The organism is Cohnella ginsengisoli, from assembly GCF_029525555.1.
GTDB lineage: Bacteria > Bacillota > Bacilli > Paenibacillales > Paenibacillaceae > Cohnella > Cohnella ginsengisoli.
In genome coordinates this window covers 737773-762131 of the sequence record NZ_JAPDHZ010000004.1, presented here as the reverse complement: position 1 = coordinate 762131, position 24359 = coordinate 737773, and the positions used below count along the sequence as shown (strand labels likewise).

Sequence of the window (24359 nt, the reverse complement as noted above, 5' to 3'; positions counted from 1 at the left end):
CATCTTATATGCACGACGCAAAGAAGCCGCCTCTCGAGGCGGCTTCTACTGTTGGTCCGCGATTGGCGAATCGGGACCGGTCCGATTATTGCTTGTTGAACGTGTCCGTCAGTACCGGCACGATCTGCGATTTGCGGGAAACGACGCCCTTGAGGACCGCCTTGTTGCCGTCAAGCTTGACGCCGTAAGCCTGTTCGACGACCGCCGCGGACTTGCCCAGGGCGACGCCGACCGAGTCGTTGTTCAGGATGTCCGTCACGACGAACAGGAACAGGTCGAGGCCCTTGGCGGCGATGATGCCGTTCAGCTTGTCTTCGAGCTCGCCTTGGCGGGAGAGCACGTCGTTCACGTCGACCGCGTTCACTTGCGCGATCTCGACCTTAGCGGCGCCCATCGAAAACTCCTTCGCGTCGAGCGAGACGAGCTCGTCGATCGACTTGTCGAGCAGGTTCGCGCCCGCCTTCAGCATGTCAAGGCCGTACGTGTCGGCGTCGACGCCGGCGATCCGGGCCAGCTCGCGAGCGGCGTCGATGTCTTCCTGCGTGCAGGTCGGCGACTTGAACAGCAAGGAATCGGAGATGATGGCGGAAAGCATCAGGCCCGCGACGTTCTTTTCGATCTCGACGCCGTTTTCCTTATACAGCTTCTTGAGGATCGTAGCCGTGCAACCGACCGGCTCCGCGCGGTAATACAGCGGCGCGCTCGTCTCGAAGTTGGCGATCCGGTGGTGGTCGATGACTTCGATCACTTGCACTTGGTCGATATCGGAGACGCTTTGCTGGCGTTCGTTATGGTCGACGAGAATGACTTGCTTCGCTTCGGAAGCGACGGTCTCGACGAGACGCGGCGCGACCGCGCCGAAGGTGTCGAGCGCGAATTGGGTTTCGGCGCTGACATTGCCCAAACGTACGGCTTCCGCTTCGACGCCGAGCTTGTTCTTAAGCGCCGCGTAGGCGATCGCGGAGCAGATCGTATCCGTATCCGGATTTTTGTGACCGAAGATCAATACTTTTCCCATCTTCATACTCCTCTTTAATAGAATTGGCTTCAAAATTATAACGCACATGAAGCCGGCCAAGCAAGTCGGGCTTCCCGTTTTTGTCAGGATTTGAGCTGCACGTGCAGGCCCTCCCCCTTCGCTCCATTCGGCGTACAAAATCTTTTTTCACGTCCTCTACGTCTTGCTTCAATAGCTCTCGAACGAGCCATCCGCCGTCTTTGCCGAGGTCGCGCAGGCTTGCGGCGTCGATCCGTCCGTTCACCACGAGTGCCACCGGCAGCACGACTTCCGCGGTCGGCGGCTGCAGATCCTCGCGCTCCCCTTCCTCGACGTCGGACTTCAGCATCACGCTCAGGCTGCCGTTCGTCTCCAGCACCGCGTATTCCACCTGGCTGATCGCGAACACGCCGCTCTGCCTGAGCATCGCATGCAGCTGCTCGAAATCCAGATTGTTGCGTTTCATCGCTGGATAAATGATCTTGCGGTTATGTATGAGCAGCTCGGGTTTGCCGCTCGCAAGACGGCCCAGGCGCGGAAACAATATGCTGAGCTTCTCGAGACCGATGGACAGACAAGTCCAGAGCGCAAGCGCGAACAGCAAATGGAATATCTTCACGTCCTTGTCGTAGATCGTATTCCCGACCAGCTCGCTTAACATGAGCGAGGATACAAAATCGAAAGCGGTCAGTTGCGAGATCTCTTTTTTCCCAGCAAGCGCGTCATGAGCCAGAGGCCGAAAATCGCGATGACGAGCTTAAAGGCGATCATCTCAATCATGGACAAATTCTCCTTCTAACCGAATCCGGCGAATGTCCATCATTACCCGAAATAATCAGGCCATTAATCATAAAGAAATCCCCCCGGACGTCAATGCCAGGGGGACCGCGTAGGTTTATGAGTTCGCGTATTGATCGTAATAATTTTGGAGCGCCTGCACGATGCCGAGGGTATTTTTAAGCAGCGACGACGCGCTGTAGTAAACATCGCCCTGAACCATCGGGCGCGCGGCATTGTATTTAAGCTGATTAACGATCTCGCCCGCCGACTGCCACCCGGCCTCGGCCGTGCCAAGCTTATAGGTGGCATGGCCGATATACAGCTTCACGCTCGTGCCCGCGACCTCGCTAGACCACCAGTCGACGAGCTTGTCGTATCGCGCGGCGGCGTTGGACATGCTCCAGTAAATTTGCGGAGCGACATAATCGATCCAGCCCTGCCTGATCCACGTCCGCACGTCGGCGTACATATTGTCATAGGCCGTGACGCCCGCCTTCGTGTCGGAACCGGTCGGATCGTCCGCGACGTTCCGCCAGACGCCGAAGGGGCTGATCCCGAACGATACGCTCGGCTTGGCCGCATGGATCGATATGCCGAGATCGCGTACGAACGCGTTGATGTTGTCTCGACGCCAATCCGTCTTAAGCAAGATGCCCGAAGGATTGTGCAAGGCGAACGTCGCATCGTCGCTGAAGACGCCGCTCGACGGATAAAAATAATCGTCCAGGTGCACGCCGTCGATGTCGTATCCATTCACGACTTCCATGATCGTATCGATGATGTGCTGCCTGGCTTCCGGTATGCCCGGATTGATATACGACGTTGTGCCCGTCGTCACGATCCATTCGGGATGCTGCACCGCAACGTGGTTGCCGGCGAGCGAGGCGGTCTTCGTGTCCGTATTCGCGCGGAACGGATTGAACCAGGCATGGAACTGCATGCCCCGCCGATGCGTCTCCTCGACGAGATATGCCAGCGGATCATAGCCGGGATCGCGCCCCTGCGTGCCTGTCAGCACCTTGGACCAAGGCACGAGCGAAGAACGGTATAGGGCGTCCGAAGCGGGACGCACCTGCAGGAATACGGCATTGAGACCCATCCGCTGAAATTGGTCCAGCATCGCCGAAAATTGTTGCTTTTGCTTGTTTTCGTTGCCGGAAGCCGCGGCCGACGGCCAGTCCAGGTTGTAAACGGTCGAAATCCAGGCGCCGCGGAGGCTTTCGTTCGTCTCCCCGCCCCCCTGGCTGCCCTCCTGTTCTCCGCCTCCGTTTTCGCCTTCGTTTTCGCCGCCGGTCCTCGAGCGCATGACGACGGATCTGACCCCTGGATCCCACACGACGTCGAGGCCGAGATTTTCGCCGATGAAGCGAAGCGGCACCATAATTCGGCCGCCCATATTCTGTACCGACGCATCGAGCGGAACCGAGCTGCCGTTCACGGTCGCCGTCGTCTTTCCGCTCGTCAGGACAAGCGTATCCGCGCCTTTCGCGATCGTGGCCGTCTGCGTCTTCTGCGTCCAAAAAATCGAGGCGCCCAAGCCTTCGCTTACGGTGCGGATCGGCACCATCGTGGCTCCCGCCTTGGGGTCTATATACGGCGGCACGTCGGCAGGCAGCTTCACGCCGTCCAGATAGACGGCGATGTCGGCGAGCTTCGCGGCGCTCGCCTGCGGTACCGTAGGCAAGCAGAGCAGCAGAGCGAACAAGAGCGGCATCGCCATTTTAATAATCCGTTTCAATCGTACAGCCTCCAAGCACGCATAATGTGATCGATAGTCCGGCTATCGACTTTGACTATCGACTCTATGTTTTATAGACGACAAAGCCCGCCAATTGTTGCTAAAATAAAAAACACGGCGCGATGAGAATGCTCTCATCCGCCGTGTTCGCGCGTTTTCCGCGCAAGCCGGTCAACGGTCCTGATTGGTCTCGAGACCGGTCGCCTGCGTATCCGAGGCGTTGCCGTACTCTTCCAGGGTCTTCCAAGCATCGGCATCGTCGAAGCGTCCGGCCTGCCGCTGGCGATGCTCGCCCGCGCCAGAAGGCGGCTGCGTCATGACGTCTTCCTCCACAGGCCGGTAATCGCCCGTCGCCGTCTCCTCGTTCGGAACGTGCGCGATGCTGTACCGGGCGGCAGGCATCGCTTCCAATCGGTCGTACCCGATCGGTTCTCCGCTGATCTCGCACAGTCCGTACGTGCCGTCTTCCATTTTGGCAAGCGCGCGTTCGACGTCGTCCCTGCGTTCAAAATAACGCTGGTCGATCGCGGCGTCGCGCTCACGCTCGAACGTCTCCGTGCCAAGATCCGCAGGGTGGTTGTCGTAAGAGGATAGTTCGCCCGTATCATCGGCGATCGCGGTCGTCCCGTCTACCGCTTCCATGAGGAAATGACGGTCGATGTCGTGCTTTTCCGTCAGCAGAAGCTCCTTCAGCTTCGCAAGCTGCTTCTCGTCCAGTCCGTTCATCGCGCCACACCTCCCGGTACGCGGCCTTGGCGATGTTCAAGCGGCTTGTCGGCGACGATCAGCTCTGCAACCGCCCGCGCGGCGGCCCGGGAGGATGCGGGATTTTGCCCCGTCACGAGACCGCCGTCGACTTCGACGTGCTCGGCGTAGTCGGGTCCCGCCACGAACTTCGCCTCCAGCTGCCTCAGCTTCGTCTCGAGCAGGAAAGGGAGCCGGCCCTGAAGCGGTGTCTGCGCTTCCTCCGCATTCGTAAACCCCGTGACGGTCTTGTTCTCTACGAGCGGATTGCTCGTGTCGAGCTTCGCGCCGACAAGGCCGGCGACGCCGTGGCAGACGGCGCCGATCGGCTTGCCCGCCGTGACGAAGTCCGTCAGCAGGTTCTGCAGGTGGACGTCATGCGGGAAATCGAACATGGCCCCATGGCCGCCCGCGAGAAAAATCGCCTCGTAATCCTGCGTTTTCGCCTTCCGCAACGGCATCGTGTCCGACAGCCATTTTTTATATGAATGCTCCGCCTTATCGCCGGCATCCTTCATGCTTGCCGGATCGACCAGGGCTTCGCCTCCTTTGGGACTCGCGATCGACACTTCATAGCCCCGCGCGGCGAATTCCTCGATCGGCTCCGCGACTTCCGACCACCATACGCCGGCGAGCGGCCCGCCGTCCAGCTGTTTGCCGTTCGTCACGACGATCAGCACGCGATTCGTTTGATTCATATTTTATCACTCCCAGGTGGCAGAATGGATAGGTATGCTCCTTTCTTACCCCCTAGGAGAGTTGTATAATCCCGCGCGGGACGATCGCTTGCCGACTAGGCTTCCGCGACGACGGAGCCGGCCGCCGACAACCTGCGTTTCGCCTCTTCGTATACGTGCTCCGGCAACGTGCCGCGCGCTGCTTGCGCGACATTTTCGCGAAGATGACCCGGGTTTTTCGTCCCGATGATAATCGTCGAAATGTCCGGATGGCTAAGCGTGAAGCGCAGCATGAAGCCCGTTCGGCTCTCTCCCTCTTCCAGCAGCTCGTCCATCCGGGCGCGATTCCAGAACGCCCATTGGTCCTGCTGGCCCAGGCCCGCGCCGGGCTCCCCTCTGCCGACGCCGCCCCGCACGATGACGCCCGCGCCTTGGGCGGCCGCCTCGGAGATCAATGACTCGTGCGCGCGCTCGAGCGCAGAATAAGGCATCTGGATCGTATCGAATTCGCCGGCGCGGATAAAATGCGGCACGACGGGCAAAAAGCTGGAGATGCCGATCCATCGCACCTTGCCCGCCTGCTGAAGGCGGCGCAAAAACGCGACGAGCGACTCGCGCTCCGCGTCCTCCGGCATCGGTCCGTGAAGCTGCAGCAGGTCAACATAGTCCGTCTTCATCCGCCGTAAGCTCTCGTCGAAGCTCTCCGCCAGAAAACGCCGCTCCCAGCAATGGGGCGTGTCGGCATGATCTCCGCGGTCGATGACTTCACGTCCGCATTTGGTCGCGAGAAAAAATTCGTCCCGGCGGCGGGCGAGATGCTTGCCGATCAATTCCTCCGCAATCCCGTAGGAATAGGCCGTGTCGATAAAATTGATGCCCTGGTCCAGCACCTCGTTCAGTACGCGTCCCGCTTCCGCATCGTCCACCGGCCGGCCGCTCCATACGCGGTCGCCGCGCAGCTCCATCGATCCGTATCCGATCGGCGTTACCTTCAGTCCCGTGCGGCCCAGCGTTCTTTTTTCCAAATTCAATGCGATCCCCTCCCATGGGTTTCGTTATTAAACGGTACCTTCCTCGCAAGCTACAAATCCCCGTTTTTGCCGATCAGCCACTCTCCGGATATGCCCGGCGAAGTCATATGATACGGATCGAGGATGACGTCGATCTCTTCCGGCGTCAATAGCGCCCGCTCTAGAATAATGTCGCGGATCGGCTGCCCGCTCTTGAGCGCTTCCTTGACGAGCCCCGCCGCGACCTCGTAGCCAAGATGCGGATTAAGCGCGGTCACGATGCCGAAGCTGTCCCGCACGTAGGTCGCGCACCGCTCGAGGTTCGCCTCCATGCCATCCAGCGCGAACTGGATGAACACGTCGACCGCATTGCGCAAAATGCGCAGCGACTGAAGCAGGTTGAGCGCGATGACCGGCCCCATGACGTTGAGCTCGAATTGGCCCGCCTCAGAGGCCAGGCAAATCGTATGGTCGTTGCCGATCACCTGAAAGGCGGTCTGGTTCACGACCTCCGCCATGACCGGGTTGACCTTGCCGGGCATGATCGACGAGCCGGGCTGCCTTGGCGGCAGCGCGAGCTCCCCCAAGTCCCGCCCGCGGACCTGAAGCCATGAGGCGAATGTCGTTGCAGATTTTAGACAAATTGACCGCGCATACCTTGAGCGCTGCGGACAGCTCCGTATACGCGTCCGTATTCTGCGTCGCGTCGACGAGATTGTCCGCGGATTCCAGGGCGATGCCCAGATCCTCCGCCATGAGCAGCACGACTTCCTTTATGTACTCGGGCTTGGCGTTCAAGCCCGTACCGACGGCCGTCGCGCCCATGTTCACCGGCAGCAGGTGCCCGGTCGCGCTGGCTATGCGCTTGACGTCGCGTCCGAGGACGGCCGCGTAAGCGCCGAACTCCTGGCCGAGCCGGATCGGCACGGCATCCTGGAGGTGGGTGCGGCCCATTTTGATGATGCCGTCCCATTGCTCCGCCTTGCGCTCGAAGCCTTGCTGCAGCGCCTGCAACGTGTCGAGAAGGCGATGCGCCTGCAGGTAGGCCGCGATCTTGAGCGCCGTCGGGATCGCGTCGTTGGTCGATTGGGACATGTTGACGTGATTGTTCGGGCTGCAGTGAAAGTAATCGCCTTTCTCCTTGCCCATCAGCTCGAGCGCCCGGTTCGCGAGCACCTCGTTCATGTTCATATTAATGGAAGTGCCCGCGCCGCCCTGAATCGAGTCGACGATGAACTGATCGGCCAGTCCGCCGAGTATAATCTCGTCCGCCGCCTGCACGATCGCGTCCGCGATGGGCTGCGTCAGCATATGGGTGGAAGCGTTCGCGCGGGCCGCCGCTTTCTTCACATGCGCCAAAGCGATGATCAACTCATGATGCACGGGAATGCCGGTAATCGGAAAATTCTCGACAGCCCGCATCGTCTGAATGCCGTAGTACGCGTCGATCGGAACCTCTTTCTCTCCGAGAAAGTCCCGTTCGATCCGAAAGTTCATTTTGCTTCCCTCGCCTTCGCCGTAATGGGATGTCGCGGCCGTGCCGTTGGTGCCGATTGTAACATAAGGGCGGAGATTTCCATAATGAAGCGGTTCGAACGAAGCGGGGCGTCCGGCGCTCGCGCCTCCTGCGTTCGATATAAAAAACGGGATCCATCGGCTTCTCGTCCGCTGGATCCCGTTTTGCGCCGTTATTCGTCCGGCGCTATTCATTAATGCCCTTAAACAACCTGCTCGATCTTGATCAGATTGGTCGCGCCCGACTTGCCGATCGGCGTGCCCGCCGTGATGACGACATGGTCGCCGGAGGCGATCAAACCGCTCGCGCGGCCATGGCGCACGGCTGCCGCGATGACTTCGTCGGTCGACTGCTCCTTCGTTCCTTTGACGGGTACGACGCCCCACAACAGACACAGTCGCATCAACGTCTTGTCGTCGTACGCGATCGCGACGACCGGCGCCTTCGGACGGTACTTGGATACCATCCGCGCGGTAAACCCGCTCTCCGTCGGCGTCAGGATCGCCTTCGCGTTCAGCTCGAGCGCCGAGCTGACGACCGCTTGGCTGATAACCTCGGTCGTCGCCTGCGGCTGAACCTTGGCCCGCTGCAAAAACTCTTCCTTGTAATCGAGCATCGACTCGGCCTTGAGCGCGATGTTCGACATCGTCGCGACCGATTCGACCGGGTACTTGCCGGCGGCGGACTCTCCTGACAGCATGACCGAATCCGCGCCCTGAATGACGGCGTTGGCGACGTCGCTCACCTCGGCGCGCGTCGGACGCGGATTGACCTGCATCGAATCCAGCATATGCGTAGCCACGATGACGGGCTTGCCCGCGCGGTTGCACTTCTCGATCATCTGGCGCTGGATCATCGGCACCTCTTCGACGGGAATCTCGACGCCGAGATCGCCGCGGGCGACCATGATGCCGTCGGAAACTTCGATGATCGCGTCCAAGTTTTCGACGCCTTCTTCGTTTTCGATCTTGGAGATGATCTGGATATGCGTCGCGCCCAGCTCTTCAAGCAAGCCGCGAATTTGTAAAATGTCCTCGGCTCGGCGCACGAACGAAGGCGCGATAATGTCGACGTTTTCGCCGACGCCATACTTGATGTGCATAATATCGCGCTCGGTCACGCCGGGCAGCGTCGTCTTGATGCCGGGCAGGTTGACGCCCTTGTTGGACTTGATGATGCCGCCGTTTACGACGCGCGTAATCACCTCGGTAGCGGTCACTTCCATGACGGTCAGCTCGATCAGGCCGTCGTCGATGAGGATCCGGTTGCCCGGCTTAACGACGAGCGGAAGCTCGCTATAGTTGACAGAAATGCGCTTTAAATCGCCTAAGATGATTTCCGTCGTCAGCGCGAGCGTATCGCCGGCCTTCAGTTCCCCCGGTTCGGCCAGCTTGCCGATCCGGACTTCGGGACCTTTGATATCCATGAGCACGGGCACGAGCGCGTTCATCTCGGACGCAGCTTCGCGGATGCGCGCGATTCTGCCGCTGTGGTCGGCCAGCTCGCCGTGCGCCATGTTGAGACGCGCGACGTTCATGCCGGCTCCGATCATTCTTTTCAGCGTCTCCGTAGAGTCGCAGGCCGGTCCCATCGTACATACGATTTTCGTTTTTCTCAAGTTGCTCTTCCTCTCTTCATCGCCTGTTTCGACATTATCCTTCTATATTAGACGTTGAATTGCGGCTTGAATATGAATCATAGTATGATTAATAAATTATTGTACGATTAGAAAGGAAGCTTCAAATGACGAGCATCCGCTTGATCGATTTTCGGCTCGACCGGGGTCATGCGAGCGCGGCCGCGGCCGGCGCAGATCAGCCTTACGATTGGTTGGCTGTCGTCACGTACGGCAAACTGCATATTCGAATCGACGGCCTCCCTTACGTTGCTTCGAAGGGCGACATCGTGTATGTCCCCGCATGCGCGTCGCGCGAAGTGGACGCGTCCGGTAACGTTTTTCACGAAAAGTACGTTGCCCTGCTGGCTGCGCGCGAGTCGGCCGCCGGACTGCCGCTGCTCGACGAGGGCGTGCCCCGGGTCACGAAATACACGCCGTTCGAATGGATGGCCGACCGTCTTCGCACGATGCTCGGCGAGTGGCAGGAACAGGCGCCCTACGCCGTCGTTCGGTGCGAGGCGATCTTGCTCGAGCTGGCCGCCGTGTGGAGCCGCGAATTGCTCAAAGAACCTCCCAGTCCGTCCTCCCTGCTGCTGACCGAACGGATGAAAGCTTATATCGCTGGCCATTATCGGGAGAAAATCACGAAGGAAGAGCTCGGCGCGGCGATCGGCCGTACGCCCAATCACGCGGCGGCGCTGTTCAAGCGCGCGACGGGCCAGACGATCAGCGAATACGCGCATGCGGTAAGGATCAAGACGGCCGTTTACATGCTTAAAGAATCGCTGCTTACGGCCGGCGAGATATCCGAATATCTCGGCTACCGGGATCTGTCTTATTTCCACCGAATATTCAAAAAACTGACGGGTTTCCCGCCCGCCTCCTTCATGAACGAGCGTAATTCTAAATAACTAATGGCATTAATCGTCGTACGAAGTCGATTAATGGCATAAAATGTTGCTTCACGTGAAACAATTCGTATCCTTAAAAGCCGTTTAGCGTTGAATAGAAGGAACTGCCAATCGATATAACAACCTCCATCAACGGAGGTGATAGACATGGCCAGAAGCAACCAACTCGTCGTCCCCGAATGCCGCGCCGCGCTCGAACAACTCAAGTTCGAGATCGCTCGGGAGCTGGGCATCCAGATTCCGCAGGACGGCTATTACGGCAATATGCTCACGCGCGAAGCGGGCCAGATCGGCGGCAATATTACGAAACGGCTCGTGCAAATCGCCGAACAGCAATTGGGCGGCAGATTCTGAATCCCGGCATCCCCTTCCCCCTATGCCAAAAAAAGGAGCCATCGGCGGATGGCTCCTTCGTAGTTACTCCCAATCGTGATTTTCGTTAAACGATCTCGTAGCCTTGATCTTCGATCGCCGTCTTAATATCCGCGAGTCCCAGCATGCTCTCGTCAAAGCTCACGGCTACCGAGCCGGCCGCCAGATCGACCTTTGCCTCCGCTCCCAGCTTCTTAAGAGCGCCCTCAACGCTATTTACGCAGTGTCCGCAGGACATGCCTTCTACTTTTAAAGTCGTATTCACGAGTACAGCCTCCTTGGTAAGTTAATGCTTTAAATATAATATACCCCCCGTAGGGTATGTCAAGAAGAATGCTCATCGCTAGGACATTGAACGCCAGCAGCGCCCGTAGAGTCTATATTAGCTACGAAAACCGTCAAACGCCAAAAAGCCCCCAAGCCGATTGACTCGGCCTAGAAGGCTTCCCGCTCGTCGAACGGTTCAAACGTAGCGGTTCAGCACCGACCTGTAGGCATCGATCGGGCGCAGCCCGACGAGCTTTTCCACCGGCTCGCCGTCATTGAACACGATGACCGTCGGATTGGCCATCACGCCGAAGCTTGACGCCGTCTCGGGCGAATCGTCCGTGTCGACCTTCACGACGGACACCCGATCGCCGTATTCCCCGGCCAGCGTCTCGATGACCGGCAGCAGCGCCTTGCATGGCGGGCACCAGGTCGTCCCGAAGTCCACCAACGTCACGCCCGTGCGCCTCACCGCGTTTTCAAAATCCATATCGCTTGCTTCTCTCATCCCGCGTCGACTCTCCTTCGCCTAGCTCGGATTCGCCGCGGAAGGAAGAGATGCGGTCGACCAGATTGTCCCGGATGCGCGTCAGCTGCGCGATCTGCGCCTCGATGTCCGCCAGCTTGCTCTCGTACACCGGCAGCACCTCGGTGCAAAACGTCTCCGGCCGGCTGAGCACGCAGTTCAGAAAGCCCGCGATCTGCTCCGTCGTCAGCCCGAGCTGCAAATAAAAGCGGATCGTGCGCACTTGATCTTCGGCCATCGGCGAATACTCGCGATACCCGTTCGATTCGCGCAGCGGCGCGATCAGTCCCTGCGCTTCATAGTAGCGAAGCGAGCGGATGCTCGCTCCGGTCCTGCGCGACAGCTCGCCGATTTTCAAGACGGCCGCCTCCTTCCTTCCCGGCTAAATCCAGCATACACCCTGCCATTAATGTCAGGGTCAAGCGGTGCATGGATGCGCTAGTCGCGTTCGTAAATGGACCCCGAGCGGCTGGCAAAAAACTCGGCGTATACCTTTTCCGCATACGCGTCCGTCATGCCCGACAAATAGTCCGCCACGAGCCTCTCCCATTGCCAGCGTCCCTTGTGCTGCTCGAAGCTCTCGTGCCAGTCCGGCGGAATGATCAACTTGCCGGTCTCGTATTCCTTGAAGCTGCCCCACAGTCTGCGAATCATGACCTCGCTGCGCTTGTGCAGCCTTTGTACGCGAAAATCCTTGATCAGCGTCACCCAGGCCAGCTTCTTCAATATTTCCATCGTCCGCAGCAGCTCGATGTCCTGCGCGCCGTCGCGGATGAACGTCACCTTTTTCCAACCCTTCGCCGGGTCGTCAATGATGCCCACTTGATTGGCGAATTTGCGCACCCATCGCGCCTTCATCTCGCGCCTCGCCCGCGATGGCTCGCCCCCGCAATCCACGTAGATCTGCTCCCACTGTTCCAGATAGCCGCTCAACACCGTGCGCACCATGGACGGCAAATCGATCTGCTCCCAGTTCATGCTGTGGTTGCCCGGATCGTCCTTGATCTCCTGAATGAGCGCCGCCACGATGCGCTCGTCCTCGAACAAGGTCCGGCTCATCGGAATCTTGCCCGCGCGAATGCCGTCCTCCAGATCGTGCGTCGAATAGGCGATATCGTCGCACAAGTCCATGAGCTGGGCCTCGAGCGTCGCGCAGCCTTCGGGCATGCCCCACAGATCCCGCAGGTAGCGGATGCCTTCCCATTCCATATGATAGACGCCCTTGAGCCGTCCGGGTTCGTCGAGATTGTACGGGTACTTGTTGATGCCGAGCAGCACCGAGGCGCTCAGGTCGAGCCCGCTGTCGCTGCCGGCCCGTTTTTCAAGGAACATCAGGATCCGGTAATTTTGCGCATTGCCCTCATACTTCAGGCCGAACTCCTCCATCAGCAGGTCGTTCAGCACCTCTTCGCCCTTATGGCCGAACGGCGGATGTCCGAGATCGTGCGCGAGCGCCGCTACCTCTACCACCTCCGGATCGAGCATGAGGCCGGGATGCTCCCTCCTGCTAAGCAGCTCGTACTGCTTGCCCAGCCGGCGGGCCACCTCGCGGGCGATTTGCGATACTTCGATCGAATGCGTCAGTCGCGTCCGGTAGTAGTCCCCGCTGCCTGCGCCGAACACTTGGGATTTCCCCTGCAGCCGTCGGAACGACGGGGATTGGATGAGACGCGCGTAGTCCTTTTCGTACTCGTCGCGGTCTTCGCCGGAATGGATGTTTTCGGTATCGAACAATCTCATTTTGCGGAGATTCGTTTGTCCTTTATGGAGGGTCATCGGCCTCTTGCTCCTCTGCGGTCTGAACGGCTATGCTTGGTCCAAACGGCGTTGATATCTGGATTAGTATATGCGCCAACCGGAGATGAAGCAAGCCTGATGTAAGCTCGGCGGCAGCTTGTCTGCCCAAACGGAATTGGTTGCGGCCTGGCGTCCGCGTGCGGTAATCTGAACAGAGCGATTATCGGCGAAACAGAGCCGGCGAATGTCGCGAATGGGGAGATAAAACGGCGTTTCGGCGGCGAAAGGTGCAGCTATGAAAAAAATCATATGGGCAATCGTAGTATACAGCCTCATCGTCTGGGCATTTTGGCTATACAAGGACGAGCTGCTCGCCTTGATGCAGAGCGGATCCGGTTCGCTGTGGACGATGCTGCTGCTGGCGATAGCCCTCGCTTTATTTCCCGTGCTTCCTTATAAAATATTTATCGCGCTCGCCGCTTACGCTTACGGGGCGCCAGGCGGCGCGCTGATCAGTTGGTTCGGCGCGACGGGCGCGGCCTTGCTCATGTATTTTTACGCGCGCTTGTTCCTCGCCGACGCCGCCGAAGGCTGGTTGGACCGCAGCCCCAGGCTGAAGGCTTTTGCCGAGCGGCTGGGCCGGAGGCCGTTCTGGTTCGTCTTCGTCGCCAGGCTCGTTCCCTTCCTGCCGCAGCCGCTCGTGAACCTGTATGCAGCCGCAGCCGGCATCCGCCCGCTGCCGTATATCGCCGGCACCGCGCTCGGCAAGCTGCCGATGATGGCCGTCTACGCGTTCGCCGGGAAGAAGCTGCTGGGGTATCTGCTTGGATGACCTGCTTGGATGACTAAAAGGGTCCCTGGGCGACAGAAACGGCACTTTGTTTTGGAGTTGGCGATGGGATTTGTTCTCGGTTAGGAACAAATAGCGGCAGGCGGTAGTCGGGCAAGCGGATTTGTTCTCGGTGAGGAACAAGTTGCGGCGGGCGGACGTCTGGCGAACGGAATTGTTCTCGTTTAGGATCAAACTGCGGCGGGTGGAAGTCGGATGAGCGGAATTGTTCTTGGTTAGCAACAAGCTGCGGCGGGCGGACGTCTGGCGAGCGGATTTGTTCTCGGTTAGGAACAAACTGTGGCGGGTGGAAGTCGGATGAGCGGAATTGTTCTTGGATAGGATCAAAGAGCGGGCTGCGGCGGGGCGACGTGCAGTATTGTTTCTGGATCGATAGGTCCTCGCGGCAGATAAAAAAAGGACGAAGCACACGCGCTTCGTCCTTTTCTTGCGGGCAATGCCATTCACAAGTGGCGCAGCAGCATTCGCTCCACGTGCGCAAGATGCTCGTTCATGCGCAGCGAGGCCGCGAGCGGCTCCTGCTCCGCGACGGCGTCCAGGATCGCCGAGTGCTCATCGAACAGTCTGCGCGCGACCGAGCGGTTCGCGTACAGCTCGACGCGGCGGATATCGCGGATCGCCCGCTCCATCTGGCCCGTGATCGACGCGAACAGCGAGATCATGATGTCGTTGCGCGTCGACTTGGCGAGCAGCAGGTGAAACTTAAGGTCGGTCCGCTCCCCTTCGATGTCGTCGCCGATGGCTGCTTCCATCTCGATCTGCAGCGCGCGCAGCGCGGCAAGGTCCTCGGGCGTACGCTTGGCGGCGGCGATCGAAGCGATCGACACTTCGAGCGTTTGCCGCACCTCGAGCAGCTCGAGCAGCGTCTTGCGGCCGTCACGCAAAGACAAGAGCTCGGGCGGTTCGACGACCGACGCGCCCAACTGCGAAGCGCCGGCTTCCGGGGCAGCGGCGACCCGGCATCCGCCGCCCTGGCGGATGTCGATCAGCCCCATCGCCTTCAGGGCGCTGAGCGCTTCGCGCGTCGTCGACCGGCCGACGCCGAATTGCTCGGAGATCTCCCGCGTCGACGGGAGCTTGTCGCCGGGCTTCAGCCGCCCGTCCTCGATTTGGCGACGGATTTGCATCGCGATCTCTTCATAATGATTGCGCTTGGTCAGCCGCTTCGCTTCGATCGGTCTCGCCTCCTTGAACGGCTTCGCTTCAGCCGATGATGACCGCATAGACGACGCCGGGTCCGTGGACGCCGATCGTCAGATCGTTCTCGATGTCCGAAGACCGGCTCGGCCCCGTGATGAAATGGACGCCGGCCGGCAGCGCCTCGCGACCGCCCTCGTCCATCGGGATGAGCGCTTCGCCGAGCCGGGTGCCCAGTCGCTCGACGGGAATTAGAATGAACAGCACGGTCGGCAGCAATGATACCGATCGGCCCTTATTCGAGGCCGAACGGACGACGACCGTGCCCGTGTAGGCCAGCGCTTGGTCGGCCAGCACGACGCCGATATCGGCTTCGGCGGCCCTCGCTTTCCAAGAAACATCCTCGTCCGCGTTCCAGACCGACACCTCGGCCTCTGGAACGGACGACTCCAGGGCCAGCGACGCCAGTTCTTCCTGATCCTGCCGCACGATGATGCGCGCGCTAAGTTCCTGCGCACGCTCGGCGATAAAGCGTCCGGCGTCAGCCAAATCCTTGGCGCGGGCGGTATGTCCGCCGACGCTGCGCCAATTCGCCTCGAAGCGTTCGACGCGCTCCTCCGGCGTCCAGTCGAACGTCCGCCAGAAGTCCGGTGCGCCCCGCGCCGGCTGCGCAGGCTTCGACGTCATCCGCGGATGTCGCAGCCTCGCGGCGATGCCGTTCATGAATGTCTCCTGCTTCGCCCGGGAGGCGCGCTCCATCTCCGCCAGCCAGTCCGCGTGCTCCGCCTCTCCGCCCGCCAGTCCCGCCTGCTGCTTAATGTCCGCCATGTCCGCCGCCTCCTTGTCCCCGCTCTTTGACGATCTGTTCCATTCTTCGCTTCATGTCCGGCGCCATCTGCGGCCGGTTGGCGTCCATCTCGCGGTCGAGCTTCTCCCAACGGTCGCGGAAGGAGCGCCTCGGCAAGCTTGGCGTTACCCGGTAGCTGTTCCAGCCCTTCAAGGGTCCTAGCTTCGTGCGGATCTCGCCGCCGCGCACGACGAGCCGCTGGCCGATCTTGCCGATCGCGAGCGCCGCCTTCATCGCCGCGCTCGAGCCCGTGAGCGCCGCGAAGCCCTTCATGCCGGCCGTCTCGACCGCCTTGCCGTTGCCCGTCTCCACCTTGCGGCGTCGCAGGTAAATGAGCATCTCATGGAGCGGGATCTTGACCGGACAGGCCTCGTAGCAAGCGCCGCACAAGCTCGACGCATTGGCGATGTCGTCCCACTCGGCGACGTTCTTGTTGAGCGCCGGCGTGAGCACCGCGCCGATCGGGCCGCTGTACGTGCTGCCGTAGGCGTGGCCGCCGATATGCCGGTACACAGGGCAGGCATTCAGGCAAGCGCCGCAGCGGATGCAGTTGAGCAGCTCCTGGAATTCGGGATCGCCGAGCTGCAGGGAACGCCCGTTGTCGACGATGATGATGTGCATCTCCTCGGGACCGTCCGCGTCGGCCGTGCGCTTAGGACCGGTGATCGCCGACATGTACATCGTCAGCTTCTGTCCGGTCGCCGAGCGCGGCAGCAGCGTCGCCATTACCTCGAGATCCTCGAACGAAGGAATGATGCGCTCCATGCCCATTAGCGTAATTTGCGTCTTCGGCACCGTCGTGACCATGCGCGCGTTGCCTTCGTTTTCGAATAGAACCATAGAGCCTGTCTCCGCGATCGCGAAGTTGCAGCCCGTCATCCCGATGTCCGCCTCGAGAAACTTCTCGCGCAGTTTCTTGCGCACGAAGCCCGCGAGCACGGTCGTATCCGCCTCCAGCTTCTCCCCGGCCACCTCGGATAGCAGATCGGCGATCTGGTAGCGGTTTTTGTGAATCGCCGGGATGACGATATGCGAAGGCATCTCGCCCGCCAGCTGGATGATGTATTCGCCGAGGTCGGTCTCGATCGCTTCGACGCCGATCTGCTCGAGTGCGTGGTTCAGGTGCAGCTCCTCGGAAACCATCGACTTGGACTTCACGACGGTCTTGGCCGCCTTGCGCTGCGCGATGTCCATCGCGATGGCGACCGCGTCCTCGCCCTTGTCGGCGAAGTGCACGTGCACGCCGTTCGCGCGCGCGTTGTCGACGAACAGATTCAAATAGTAGTCGAGATGGGCGATCGTATGCAGCCGGATCTGCCGTCCCCGCTCCCGCCACTCATCCCAATTCCCGTGCTCCGCCGAGGCGTTTTTTTTCCCGTTGCGAAGCCGCTCGGTCGTGAACTTGACCGCCTTGACGAGAAACTCGTCGTTCAGCGCCAGCTCCGCCCGCTCCTTGACCGTCGCTCTTCCCTTTTGCGCGCTCATGCCAGACCCGCTCCTTCCGCCAGCACCTCTGCCAGGTGCATGACCCGCACTTGTTCGCCGCGATAACGCAGGTTGCCCGCGATGTTCATTAGGCAGGCCATGTCGAGTCCCACCAGCACCTCGGCCTCGGTCTCCTTCACGTGATCGACCTTCTCCGACACCATCGCACCCGAGATGTCCGCCATCTTGACCGCGAACGTGCCGCCGAACCCGCAACAGTCCTCCGCGAACGGCAGCGGTACGAATTCAAGACCCCGCACGTTCGACATGAGCGCCATGGGCTCGTTCTTGACGCCGAGCAGCCGCGTGCCGTGACAGGACGGATGATAGGTCACCTTGTGCGGAAAGCTGGCGCCCACGTCCGTCACGCCGAGCACGTTGACGAGAAATTGCGTGAACTCGTAAGATTTGTCCCGAAGGCGCTCCGCCCGTGCGAGCTGGACCGGATCGGACTCGAACAGCTTCGGATAGTGGTGAATCATCCCCGTGCAGGAGCCGGACGGCGAGATGACGAAGTCGCTGTCCTCGAAGGCGTCGAGAATCGTCTTGGCGCTCGCCCGCGCCTCCTGCCAATAGCCGCTGTTGAAGGCGGGCTGGCCGCAGCAGGTTTGAGTCTTCGGAAATTCGAGCGACACGCCGTACTGCGCGAGCACCCGGACCATCGCCTCGCCGACGCGCGGGTAAATGGCGTCTCCGAGGCAGGTGATGAACAATGAAACCTTCATAGCGTGACACCTCGCGATTTCGATTGGATATGTCAGGTTGTCAGACAGGTTGGTGACGGGAAAGGCGCAGACAAGTCTGCGCCGATCTCTTAGGAATAGCCATTCTTCACTCACGTTGTTGTCACAAAATGAGCGAATGCCGCCGGATCGCACGCGCTCCGGCAGGACTCGACTTCGAATGATCGGAAGAACGCGGCTTCGACCGCCCCAACATCGTCAGGCGATGCTTACGGCGATGCCGCGCGACTCGAGCTCGCGCACGATCTCGCCCGGCAAGCGCCGGTCGGTGACGATCCGGTTCACCTCGGACAAATCGGATACGTGCGTGAACGCCTGCAAGCCGAACTTGCTCGAGTCGGCCAGCACGTAGATGCTATCGGCCATGCCGATCATCTTGTTCTTGATGCGCGCCTGCAGCTCGTTAGACTCGCTGATCCCCCCGCTCGAGATGCACGCCCTTGCACGAGAGGAACAGCTTGTCGACGTGATACGCGTCGAGCGAGCGCTCGGCGAGCGGCCCGACGTACGACAGCGACCTACGCGCGAGCTGGCCGCCCGTCGAGATGACCTCGATCTTCTCCTTGCCGGAAAGCTCGAGCGCGACCTTGATGGAGTTAGTCAGCACGGTGAGCGGGATATCCGGCATCTCGCGGGCCATGTACCACGCCGTCGAGCTCGCGTCCAGCAGGATCCGGTCGTTGGGCGAGATGAGCTTGATCGCCTCGATGGCGATGCGCCGCTTGTCGTCCGCGCGGATGATCTCGCGCTCGGAGTAAGGCGTCTCCGGCTGCGTCTGCACGTCCAGATCCTTGACGCTTACGGCGCCTCCGTGCGACCTCCGCAGCCGTCCGGCCTGTTCCAGCCGGTCGAGATCGCGTCGGATCGTCTCTTCCGTCACGCCGCATTGGTCGGACAGCTCGGACACGCGGATGCTGCCGCGTTCGTTAACGAGCTCTACGATTTTTTCATAACGTTCCGCGACGAGCATTCGGCGTCCTCCTTTCCTCTATCCTACTTCTATAGCGACGTCGTCCGCAAGAATTTTCCGTAGGCGTCTTCCCAGGCAGCCGTGTCCGCGGGCGCGTAGGTCACGACGTCGAACGAGTCGCGGATGACCCGGCGCGCTTCGCGCAGGTCGGCCAATTCGCCGGACGCGATCCACTGGACCGCGAGATTGCCGATCGCGCTCCCCCTCGGCCGGACCGGCCCAGACCGGCTTGCCGATGGCGGATGCGGTCCAGCGGCAGAGCAGCGTGTTCTGGATGCCGCCGCCGACCATATGAAGGCCGCCGTAGCTAACGCCGGTCAGCTCTTCGACCCGCTCGAGCGCGTAACGGTACTTGAGCGCAAGGCTCTCGAGAATGCAGCGCATCGCTTGTCCGACGCCTACCGGCGGCTGCTGCCCGGTGCGGCGGCAATACTCGGCGATCCGTCCGGGCATGTCGCCCGGCGGAAGAAAGAGTTCGTCGTCCGGATCGATGAAGGCGGCGAACGCCGGCGCTTCCTCGGCCATCGCGACCAGCTCGGGGAACGAATAAACGCTGCCCTGCCGCTCCCAGGCTCGGCGGGATTCGTTGACGATCCATAAGCCCATGATGTTCTTGAGCAGACGGTACGTGCCATACGCGCCGCCTTCGTTCGTGAAATTCAATTCCCGCGCGCGGTCCGTGAGTACCGGCTCGGTCACCTCCGTGCCGATCAGCGACCACGTCCCGCAGCTGAGATAGGCAAACTGCTCGTCAAGCGCCGGTACCGCGACGACGGCCGAACCGGTGTCGTGTTCGGCGACCGCGTATACCGGTATCGCCGGCACGCCGAGCTCCTCGGTCACCGCTTCGCTGAGCGCGCCGGCCCGGTCACCGGGCGCGAGGACCGGACCGAACCATTCGGACGGCAAGCCCAACTTCGCGAGCAGCGCTTGGTCCCAATCCTTCTTCGTCGCGTTGAACAGCTGGGTCGTCGTCGCGTTGGTGAATTCGGCGTGCATGTCTCCCGTCAGGAAGTAGCGCAGCAGATCCGGGATCATCAGGAAGCGCTTGGCCTCGCGCAGCAACGGATTGCCGGCGGACTTCAGCGCGTACAGCTGAAAAATCGAGTTGAACGGCTGAAATTGAATGCCGGTTCTGGCGAACAGCTCGGCTTCGGGAATCGCGGCGAACAGCACGGGCATGATGCCTGCCGTATGACTGTCCCGGTAATGATAGGGATTGCCGAGCAGCTCTCCGCTCTCGCCGACGAAGCCGAAGTCGACGGCCCAGGAGTCGATGCCGATGCTCTGTATGTCGACGCCGCGCTGCTTGGCCTTCAGAAGCGCCTGCTTCATCTCGTGCAGAAGCCGGAGAATGTCCCAGTGGAGCCTGCCGCCGACCTGGACCGGATCGTTCGGGAACCGGTGAAGCTCCTCCGTCTCGATCCGTCCGTCCTTCAGCCTGCCGAGCAGCGCCCGGCCGCTGCTCGCTCCCAGATCGTAAGCCAATATGTCGGCCATCTTCAGCTACCTCCAGTATCTATCCTTGCTTAGCCGCGCGCGGCGAGCACGTCGCGTTCGTACGACTTGACCTCTTCGAGCCAACGCTCGCGGACCGGCACGCCTTGCGATTCGCAATAATAGTCCCAGATCGCGCCGAACGGATACGTCTTGAACTCCTCGGTCAGCGCCAGGCGGGACGTGTAGTCGCCTGCGAGTTCGGCCTTGCGCAGCAGGTCCGTCGGCTCGAGGAGCGCTTGAAGCAGCGCCTTGATCGTGTTGCGGGTGCCGATGACCCAAGCCGCGACGCGGTTGATGCTGGCGTCGAAGAAGTCCAGGCCGATATGCGTTTTGCCGAGCAGATCGCCGCGAACGAGCTCCTTGCCGATCTCGAACAGCTCGTCGTCGAGAATGACGACATGGTCGCTGTCCCAGCGGACCGGACGGCTCACGTGCAGCAGCATGCCCTCTGCGAACAGCGACAGCGAAGACAGCTTGCCGGAGATGACCTCCGTCGGATGGAAGTGGCCGGCGTCCAGGCAGATCAGCTTGTTATTTTGCAAGCCGTAGCCCATGTAGAACTCATGCGAACCGACCGTATACGCTTCTGCGCCAAGTCCGAACACCTTGCTCTCGACGGCGTCGAGGTTGTGCGCAGGGTTCAGCTCCTCCGCGAACACTTCGTCGAGCGCATCCTTCAGACGCTTGCGCGGCGCGAGGCGGTCGACCGGATTGTCCTTGAAGCCGTCCGGGACCCAGACATTGGTGACGCAGGTCTGTCCGAGCTGTTCGCCGAAGTAGGCGCCGACGCGGCGGGAGCGCTTGCAGTGCTCGATCCAAAAATCGCGGACCTTCGGATCGGCGTGGCTAAGCGTGAAGCCGTCCTTGGAGTTCTCATGGGAGAAGCAGGTCGGATTGAAATCGAGTCCCAGCCCCTGCGCCTTCGCCCACTCCACCCAACGCTCGTAGTGACGGGGCTCGATCGCGTCGAGATCCACCTTTTCGTCGGTGTCCGCATAGATAGCGTGCAGGTTCACCTTGTGCTTGCCGGGAATGAGGGAGAACGCTTTTTCCAGGTCGGCCCGAAGCTCGTCGGGCGTGCGCGCCGCGCCGGGATAGTTGCCCGTGACCGCGATGCCGCCCGTCAGGTCCTGGTCGCGATTCAAGAAGCCGCGCACGTCGTCGCCCTGCCAGCAGTGCATGGAAATTTTGATTTCGGACAGCTTTTTGAGCGCCGCGTCGACGTCGATGCCGTGAGCCGCGTATAGGGCCTTGGCCGCTTCGTACTGCTTGGTCGTTTCGTTAGATGGCAAAAGGGTCTCCTCCTTATATAAGCCAGGCGAGCGACGCGGGTCGTGCGCCGCGCCGCTCGGGCTTTCTATTCGTTTAAAGTTATTGAATCGGGAACGCCATGACCGACATGAGCGCGTTTTCCGCTTGGGTCGCGTCGAGACGGCTGTATTGCACGATGACCTTGATGTCGCTGCGCACTTCGATCGCGTACGGCACGCCGGGCGTAATGCTCTTGCCGTCCTTGGCCAGCGAAGATGTCCGAATATGACGCGTGCGCCGTGCCGGCACGACGACCAGAATGTCCTCGATCGGATCGCGGTCCTCGAAATAAATGGTGAACTGCAGCAGCGCGTCGTCGGATGCGGTGTTCAGCACGCATACCGATTCGTGGCTCGTCAGCTGGCCTGCGCTGTGCTCGGGAATGTAGGCGTCCGGTATGAACCAACGCTTTTCGCCGGTCGCTTGGGGCATGCGCGAATCCTCCTTCGTCGGCTATTGAACCGCCATGCGGGCGATTAGCGCGTGAACGCGGCCGGTACGCCGCCGTCGATCGTGAGCATGCAGCCGGTCGTCTTCTCGGCCTTCGAGGAAGCGAAGAACGCTACGCCTTCCGCGATGTCGCGCGGGTAGATGTTGACGAGCAGCGTCGTACGCTTGCGATAGTACTCCTCGAGCTGGTCGGGCTCGATGCCGTAAGCCGCGGCGCGTTCGTTGCGCCAGCTGCCGTTCCAGATCGCGGAGCCCTGCAGGATCGCGTCCGGCAAAATCGTGTTGACGCGGATGCCGTGTTCGCCGCCTTCGGCCGCGATGCAGCGTGCCAGATGCGCTTCAAGCGCCTTGGCCGCGCTGTAGGCGGTGGCGTTTTTGCCGGCATACACGGAGTTTTTGGAGCCGATGAACACCATGCTGCCGCCGACCGCTTGCGCCTTCATCAGCTTGAACGCTTCGCGGGCGACCAGGAAATAGCCGGTGCCGAGCACGTTCATGTTCAGGTTCCATTCCTTCAGCGACGTCTCTTCGAACGGGCTGGAGGTCGCAAGACCCGCGTTGTTGACGATAATGTCGACGCCGCCGTAGGCAAGCGCGGTCGCCGCGTAAGCGGCTTGAACCGCCTCTTCGTTCGTCACGTCCATCTTGACCGCGATCGCGCGGTTGTCGCCGTAACGGGCATTGATCTCGGCCGCAATCTTCTCGGCGCCTTCAAGGTTAAGGTCAGCCAACACGACGTGCGCGCCTTCGGATACGAGGCGGCGAGCCGTCTCGCTGCCGATGCCGCCCGCGCCGCCGGTGATGAACGCGACCTTGCGCGAGAACTCGGCCTCGGCCGGCGCCAGCGTCAGCTTGTAAAGCTCGAGCGGCCAGTACTCGACGTTGTACGATTCGTTCTCGCTTAGGGAAACGAATTCGCCGAGCGCCGTCGCGCCGCGCATGACCGCGATCGCGCGGTGGTAGAGCGCGCCGCTTACTCGGGACATCGCCCAGCTCTTGCCGGTATTGATCATGCCGACGCCCGGAATGAGGATGACGCGCGGCGCCGGTTCGAACATGACGTCGCCTTCGTTTTTGTTGCGCTCGAAGTAGGCTTTGTACTGTTCCTTGTAAGCCGCGACGCTCTCCTTCAAGATCGCCTTCAGGCCTTCGACGTCGTCCGCGTTCGGCGTCCAGTCGATGAACAGCGGCACGACCTTCGTATGCACGAGGTGGTCCGGGCAAGCGGCGCCGACTTGGGACAGCTTCGGCGAGCGTTCGCCGCCGACGAACGTCAGCACGTCGTCCGCGTCGTCGAACGACAGGATCATCTTCTTGGCGTCGGAGACGGCGCCGCGGATCGTCGGCATGACTTGCGCGGCGATGCTGCGACGGACGTCGGCCGGCAGCGCGGCGTGCTTAACGCCGCCGAACAGCGTGGCGGCGTTCACGCGCGCTTCGATGAACGCTTCGGCTTCGCTGATGATCTTGATCGTTTGCGCGTAAGCTTCCTCGCTCGTCTCGCCCCAGGTGACAAGGCCATGCTTTTCCATCAGGACGAGCTCCGCGTTCGGGTTGGCCAGCACGCCTTCGGCGATCATTTTGGAGAGCTTAAAGCCCGGGCGGATGTACGGCACCCATACGAAGCGGTCGCCGAAGATTTCTTTGGCCAGCTCCTTGCCGTTGTCGGCGCAGCACAGGCTGATGATCGAATCCGGATGCGTATGGTCGACGTGCTTGAACGGCAGGAACGCATGCAGCAGCGTCTCGATCGAGGCGCGCGGGTGCTTCACGTCGATCATGCAGTTGACGAGGTAGGCGACCATCTCTTCGTCCGGCATCTCGTCCTTTTCGAACAGCGGGCGGATGTCTTCCATGCGGAGGCCCGTAAAGTTGCCGGCTTTCATCGAAGCGAGGTCGGAGCCGCTTCCCTTCACGTACATGACTTCGACGTCGCGACCGCGGAAGTCCTTCACGATCGTCTTCGCGGACGTGTTGCCGCCGCCCCAGTTGCAGACGCGGCGATCGGCGCCGATGATGTTGGAGCGGTAGACGAGCTGATCGAGCGCGTTTTCTTGCTTCGATGCTTCCGAGGAATTCCACAAGCTTTGAACCATGAGATGAGACCTCCGAATAAGTGTTTTGTTTTCTTTTGTTTTCACTATATCATCTTTGTTTATTTTTGAATATGCAT

At 60.8% G+C, this 24359-nt stretch carries 21 protein-coding genes and 3 pseudogenes; 3 read left to right on the top strand and 21 right to left on the bottom strand.

All coding sequences use genetic code 11. The features are described 5' to 3' along the window. Positions 1–85: 85 nt before the first annotated feature. The 8 genes and pseudogenes from OMP38_RS24690 to pyk form a co-directional block, all read right to left on the bottom strand. Positions 86–1018, bottom strand: a complete 933-nt coding sequence (locus OMP38_RS24690) for a manganese-dependent inorganic pyrophosphatase (protein WP_277567412.1) — start codon at positions 1016–1018, stop codon at positions 86–88. Next, on the bottom strand, positions 939–1658 hold the full coding sequence (locus OMP38_RS24685; RefSeq protein WP_277567411.1) for a DUF421 domain-containing protein: 720 nt from the start codon (positions 1656–1658) through the stop codon (positions 939–941). Before OMP38_RS24685 ends, OMP38_RS24690 begins: the two co-directional genes overlap by 80 nt. 234 nt (positions 1659–1892) lie before the next feature. Beyond that, positions 1893–3497, bottom strand: coding sequence for a family 10 glycosylhydrolase (locus tag OMP38_RS24680; protein ID WP_277567650.1), 1605 nt, complete (start codon positions 3495–3497; stop codon positions 1893–1895). A gap of 189 nt (positions 3498–3686) precedes the next feature. Beyond that, complete coding sequence (locus OMP38_RS24675; protein WP_277567410.1) at positions 3687–4241, bottom strand: TraR/DksA C4-type zinc finger protein; 555 nt, start codon at positions 4239–4241, stop codon at positions 3687–3689. After that, positions 4238–4957 (bottom strand): type 1 glutamine amidotransferase domain-containing protein, encoded by a 720-nt coding sequence (locus OMP38_RS24670; protein ID WP_277567409.1) that lies wholly within the window; start codon positions 4955–4957, stop codon positions 4238–4240. Before OMP38_RS24670 ends, OMP38_RS24675 begins: the two co-directional genes overlap by 4 nt. 95 nt (positions 4958–5052) lie before the next feature. After that, a complete protein-coding gene (locus OMP38_RS24665) occupies positions 5053–5967 on the bottom strand; it encodes an aldo/keto reductase (RefSeq protein ID WP_277567408.1) in 915 nt (304 codons plus the stop codon). Positions 5968–6017: 50 nt separating this feature from the next. Next, a pseudogene (gene aspA, locus OMP38_RS24660) lies at positions 6018–7443 on the bottom strand (aspartate ammonia-lyase). Between the two features lie 221 nt (positions 7444–7664). Continuing rightward, the gene (gene pyk, locus OMP38_RS24655) at positions 7665–9080 is read right to left on the bottom strand and encodes a pyruvate kinase (protein WP_277567407.1); all 1416 of its coding nucleotides are present in this window, start codon (positions 9078–9080) and stop codon (positions 7665–7667) included. Positions 9081–9205: 125 nt separating this feature from the next. On the opposite strand from pyk, the gene OMP38_RS24650 reads away from it, so the two are divergent. Then, entirely contained in the window at positions 9206–9991 is a 786-nt protein-coding gene (locus OMP38_RS24650) for a helix-turn-helix domain-containing protein (protein WP_277567406.1), read from the top strand. Between the two features lie 147 nt (positions 9992–10138). After that, positions 10139–10345, top strand: a complete 207-nt coding sequence (locus OMP38_RS24645; RefSeq protein WP_277567405.1) for an alpha/beta-type small acid-soluble spore protein — start codon at positions 10139–10141, stop codon at positions 10343–10345. Positions 10346–10430: 85 nt separating this feature from the next. Here the strand turns inward: OMP38_RS24645 and OMP38_RS24640 are convergent, their stop codons facing one another. The 4 genes from OMP38_RS24640 to OMP38_RS24625 all read right to left on the bottom strand — a co-directional run bounded on the left by OMP38_RS24640 (position 10431) and on the right by OMP38_RS24625 (position 12932). Continuing rightward, positions 10431–10628 carry a cation transporter gene (locus tag OMP38_RS24640; RefSeq protein WP_277567404.1) on the bottom strand — a complete coding sequence of 66 codons (198 nt, stop codon included), beginning with the start codon at positions 10626–10628 and terminating at the stop codon, positions 10431–10433. A 198-nt stretch (positions 10629–10826) separates the two neighbouring features. After that, complete coding sequence (locus OMP38_RS24635) at positions 10827–11138, bottom strand: thioredoxin family protein (protein ID WP_277567403.1); 312 nt, start codon at positions 11136–11138, stop codon at positions 10827–10829. Next, entirely contained in the window at positions 11110–11514 is a 405-nt protein-coding gene (locus OMP38_RS24630; protein ID WP_277567402.1) for a MerR family transcriptional regulator, read from the bottom strand. Before OMP38_RS24630 ends, OMP38_RS24635 begins: the two co-directional genes overlap by 29 nt. Positions 11515–11594: 80 nt before the next feature. Next, positions 11595–12932, bottom strand: a complete 1338-nt coding sequence (locus OMP38_RS24625; protein WP_420869729.1) for a deoxyguanosinetriphosphate triphosphohydrolase family protein — start codon at positions 12930–12932, stop codon at positions 11595–11597. A gap of 256 nt (positions 12933–13188) precedes the next feature. On the opposite strand from OMP38_RS24625, the gene OMP38_RS24620 reads away from it, so the two are divergent. Further along, entirely contained in the window at positions 13189–13725 is a 537-nt protein-coding gene (locus OMP38_RS24620) for a TVP38/TMEM64 family protein (protein WP_277567401.1), read from the top strand. 461 nt (positions 13726–14186) lie between these two features. Here OMP38_RS24620 and OMP38_RS24615 read toward each other — a convergent pair whose 3' ends face one another. The 9 genes and pseudogenes from OMP38_RS24615 to OMP38_RS24575 form a co-directional block, all read right to left on the bottom strand. Then, positions 14187–14966 (bottom strand): FadR/GntR family transcriptional regulator, encoded by a 780-nt coding sequence (locus OMP38_RS24615; RefSeq protein ID WP_338130631.1) that lies wholly within the window; start codon positions 14964–14966, stop codon positions 14187–14189. Next, entirely contained in the window at positions 14947–15708 is a 762-nt protein-coding gene (locus tag OMP38_RS24610) for a LutC/YkgG family protein (RefSeq protein ID WP_277567400.1), read from the bottom strand. The genes OMP38_RS24615 and OMP38_RS24610 overlap by 20 nt, the downstream gene beginning before the upstream one ends. Then, complete coding sequence (locus OMP38_RS24605; protein WP_277567399.1) at positions 15695–17212, bottom strand: LutB/LldF family L-lactate oxidation iron-sulfur protein; 1518 nt, start codon at positions 17210–17212, stop codon at positions 15695–15697. The genes OMP38_RS24610 and OMP38_RS24605 overlap by 14 nt, the downstream gene beginning before the upstream one ends. After that, entirely contained in the window at positions 17209–17937 is a 729-nt protein-coding gene (locus OMP38_RS24600) for a (Fe-S)-binding protein (protein WP_277567398.1), read from the bottom strand. The genes OMP38_RS24605 and OMP38_RS24600 overlap by 4 nt, the downstream gene beginning before the upstream one ends. Before the next feature lie 216 nt (positions 17938–18153). Then, a pseudogene (locus tag OMP38_RS24595) lies at positions 18154–18925 on the bottom strand (DeoR/GlpR family DNA-binding transcription regulator). A 29-nt stretch (positions 18926–18954) separates the two neighbouring features. Continuing rightward, positions 18955–20425 (bottom strand): annotated as a pseudogene (locus OMP38_RS24590) (rhamnulokinase). 29 nt (positions 20426–20454) lie between these two features. Beyond that, complete coding sequence (gene rhaA, locus OMP38_RS24585; RefSeq protein WP_277567397.1) at positions 20455–21717, bottom strand: L-rhamnose isomerase; 1263 nt, start codon at positions 21715–21717, stop codon at positions 20455–20457. 79 nt (positions 21718–21796) lie between these two features. Next, positions 21797–22168 (bottom strand): sensory rhodopsin transducer, encoded by a 372-nt coding sequence (locus OMP38_RS24580; RefSeq protein WP_277567396.1) that lies wholly within the window; start codon positions 22166–22168, stop codon positions 21797–21799. A gap of 44 nt (positions 22169–22212) precedes the next feature. After that, positions 22213–24282, bottom strand: coding sequence for a bifunctional aldolase/short-chain dehydrogenase (locus OMP38_RS24575; protein WP_277567395.1), 2070 nt, complete (start codon positions 24280–24282; stop codon positions 22213–22215). Between the last annotated feature and the right edge of the window lie 77 nt (positions 24283–24359).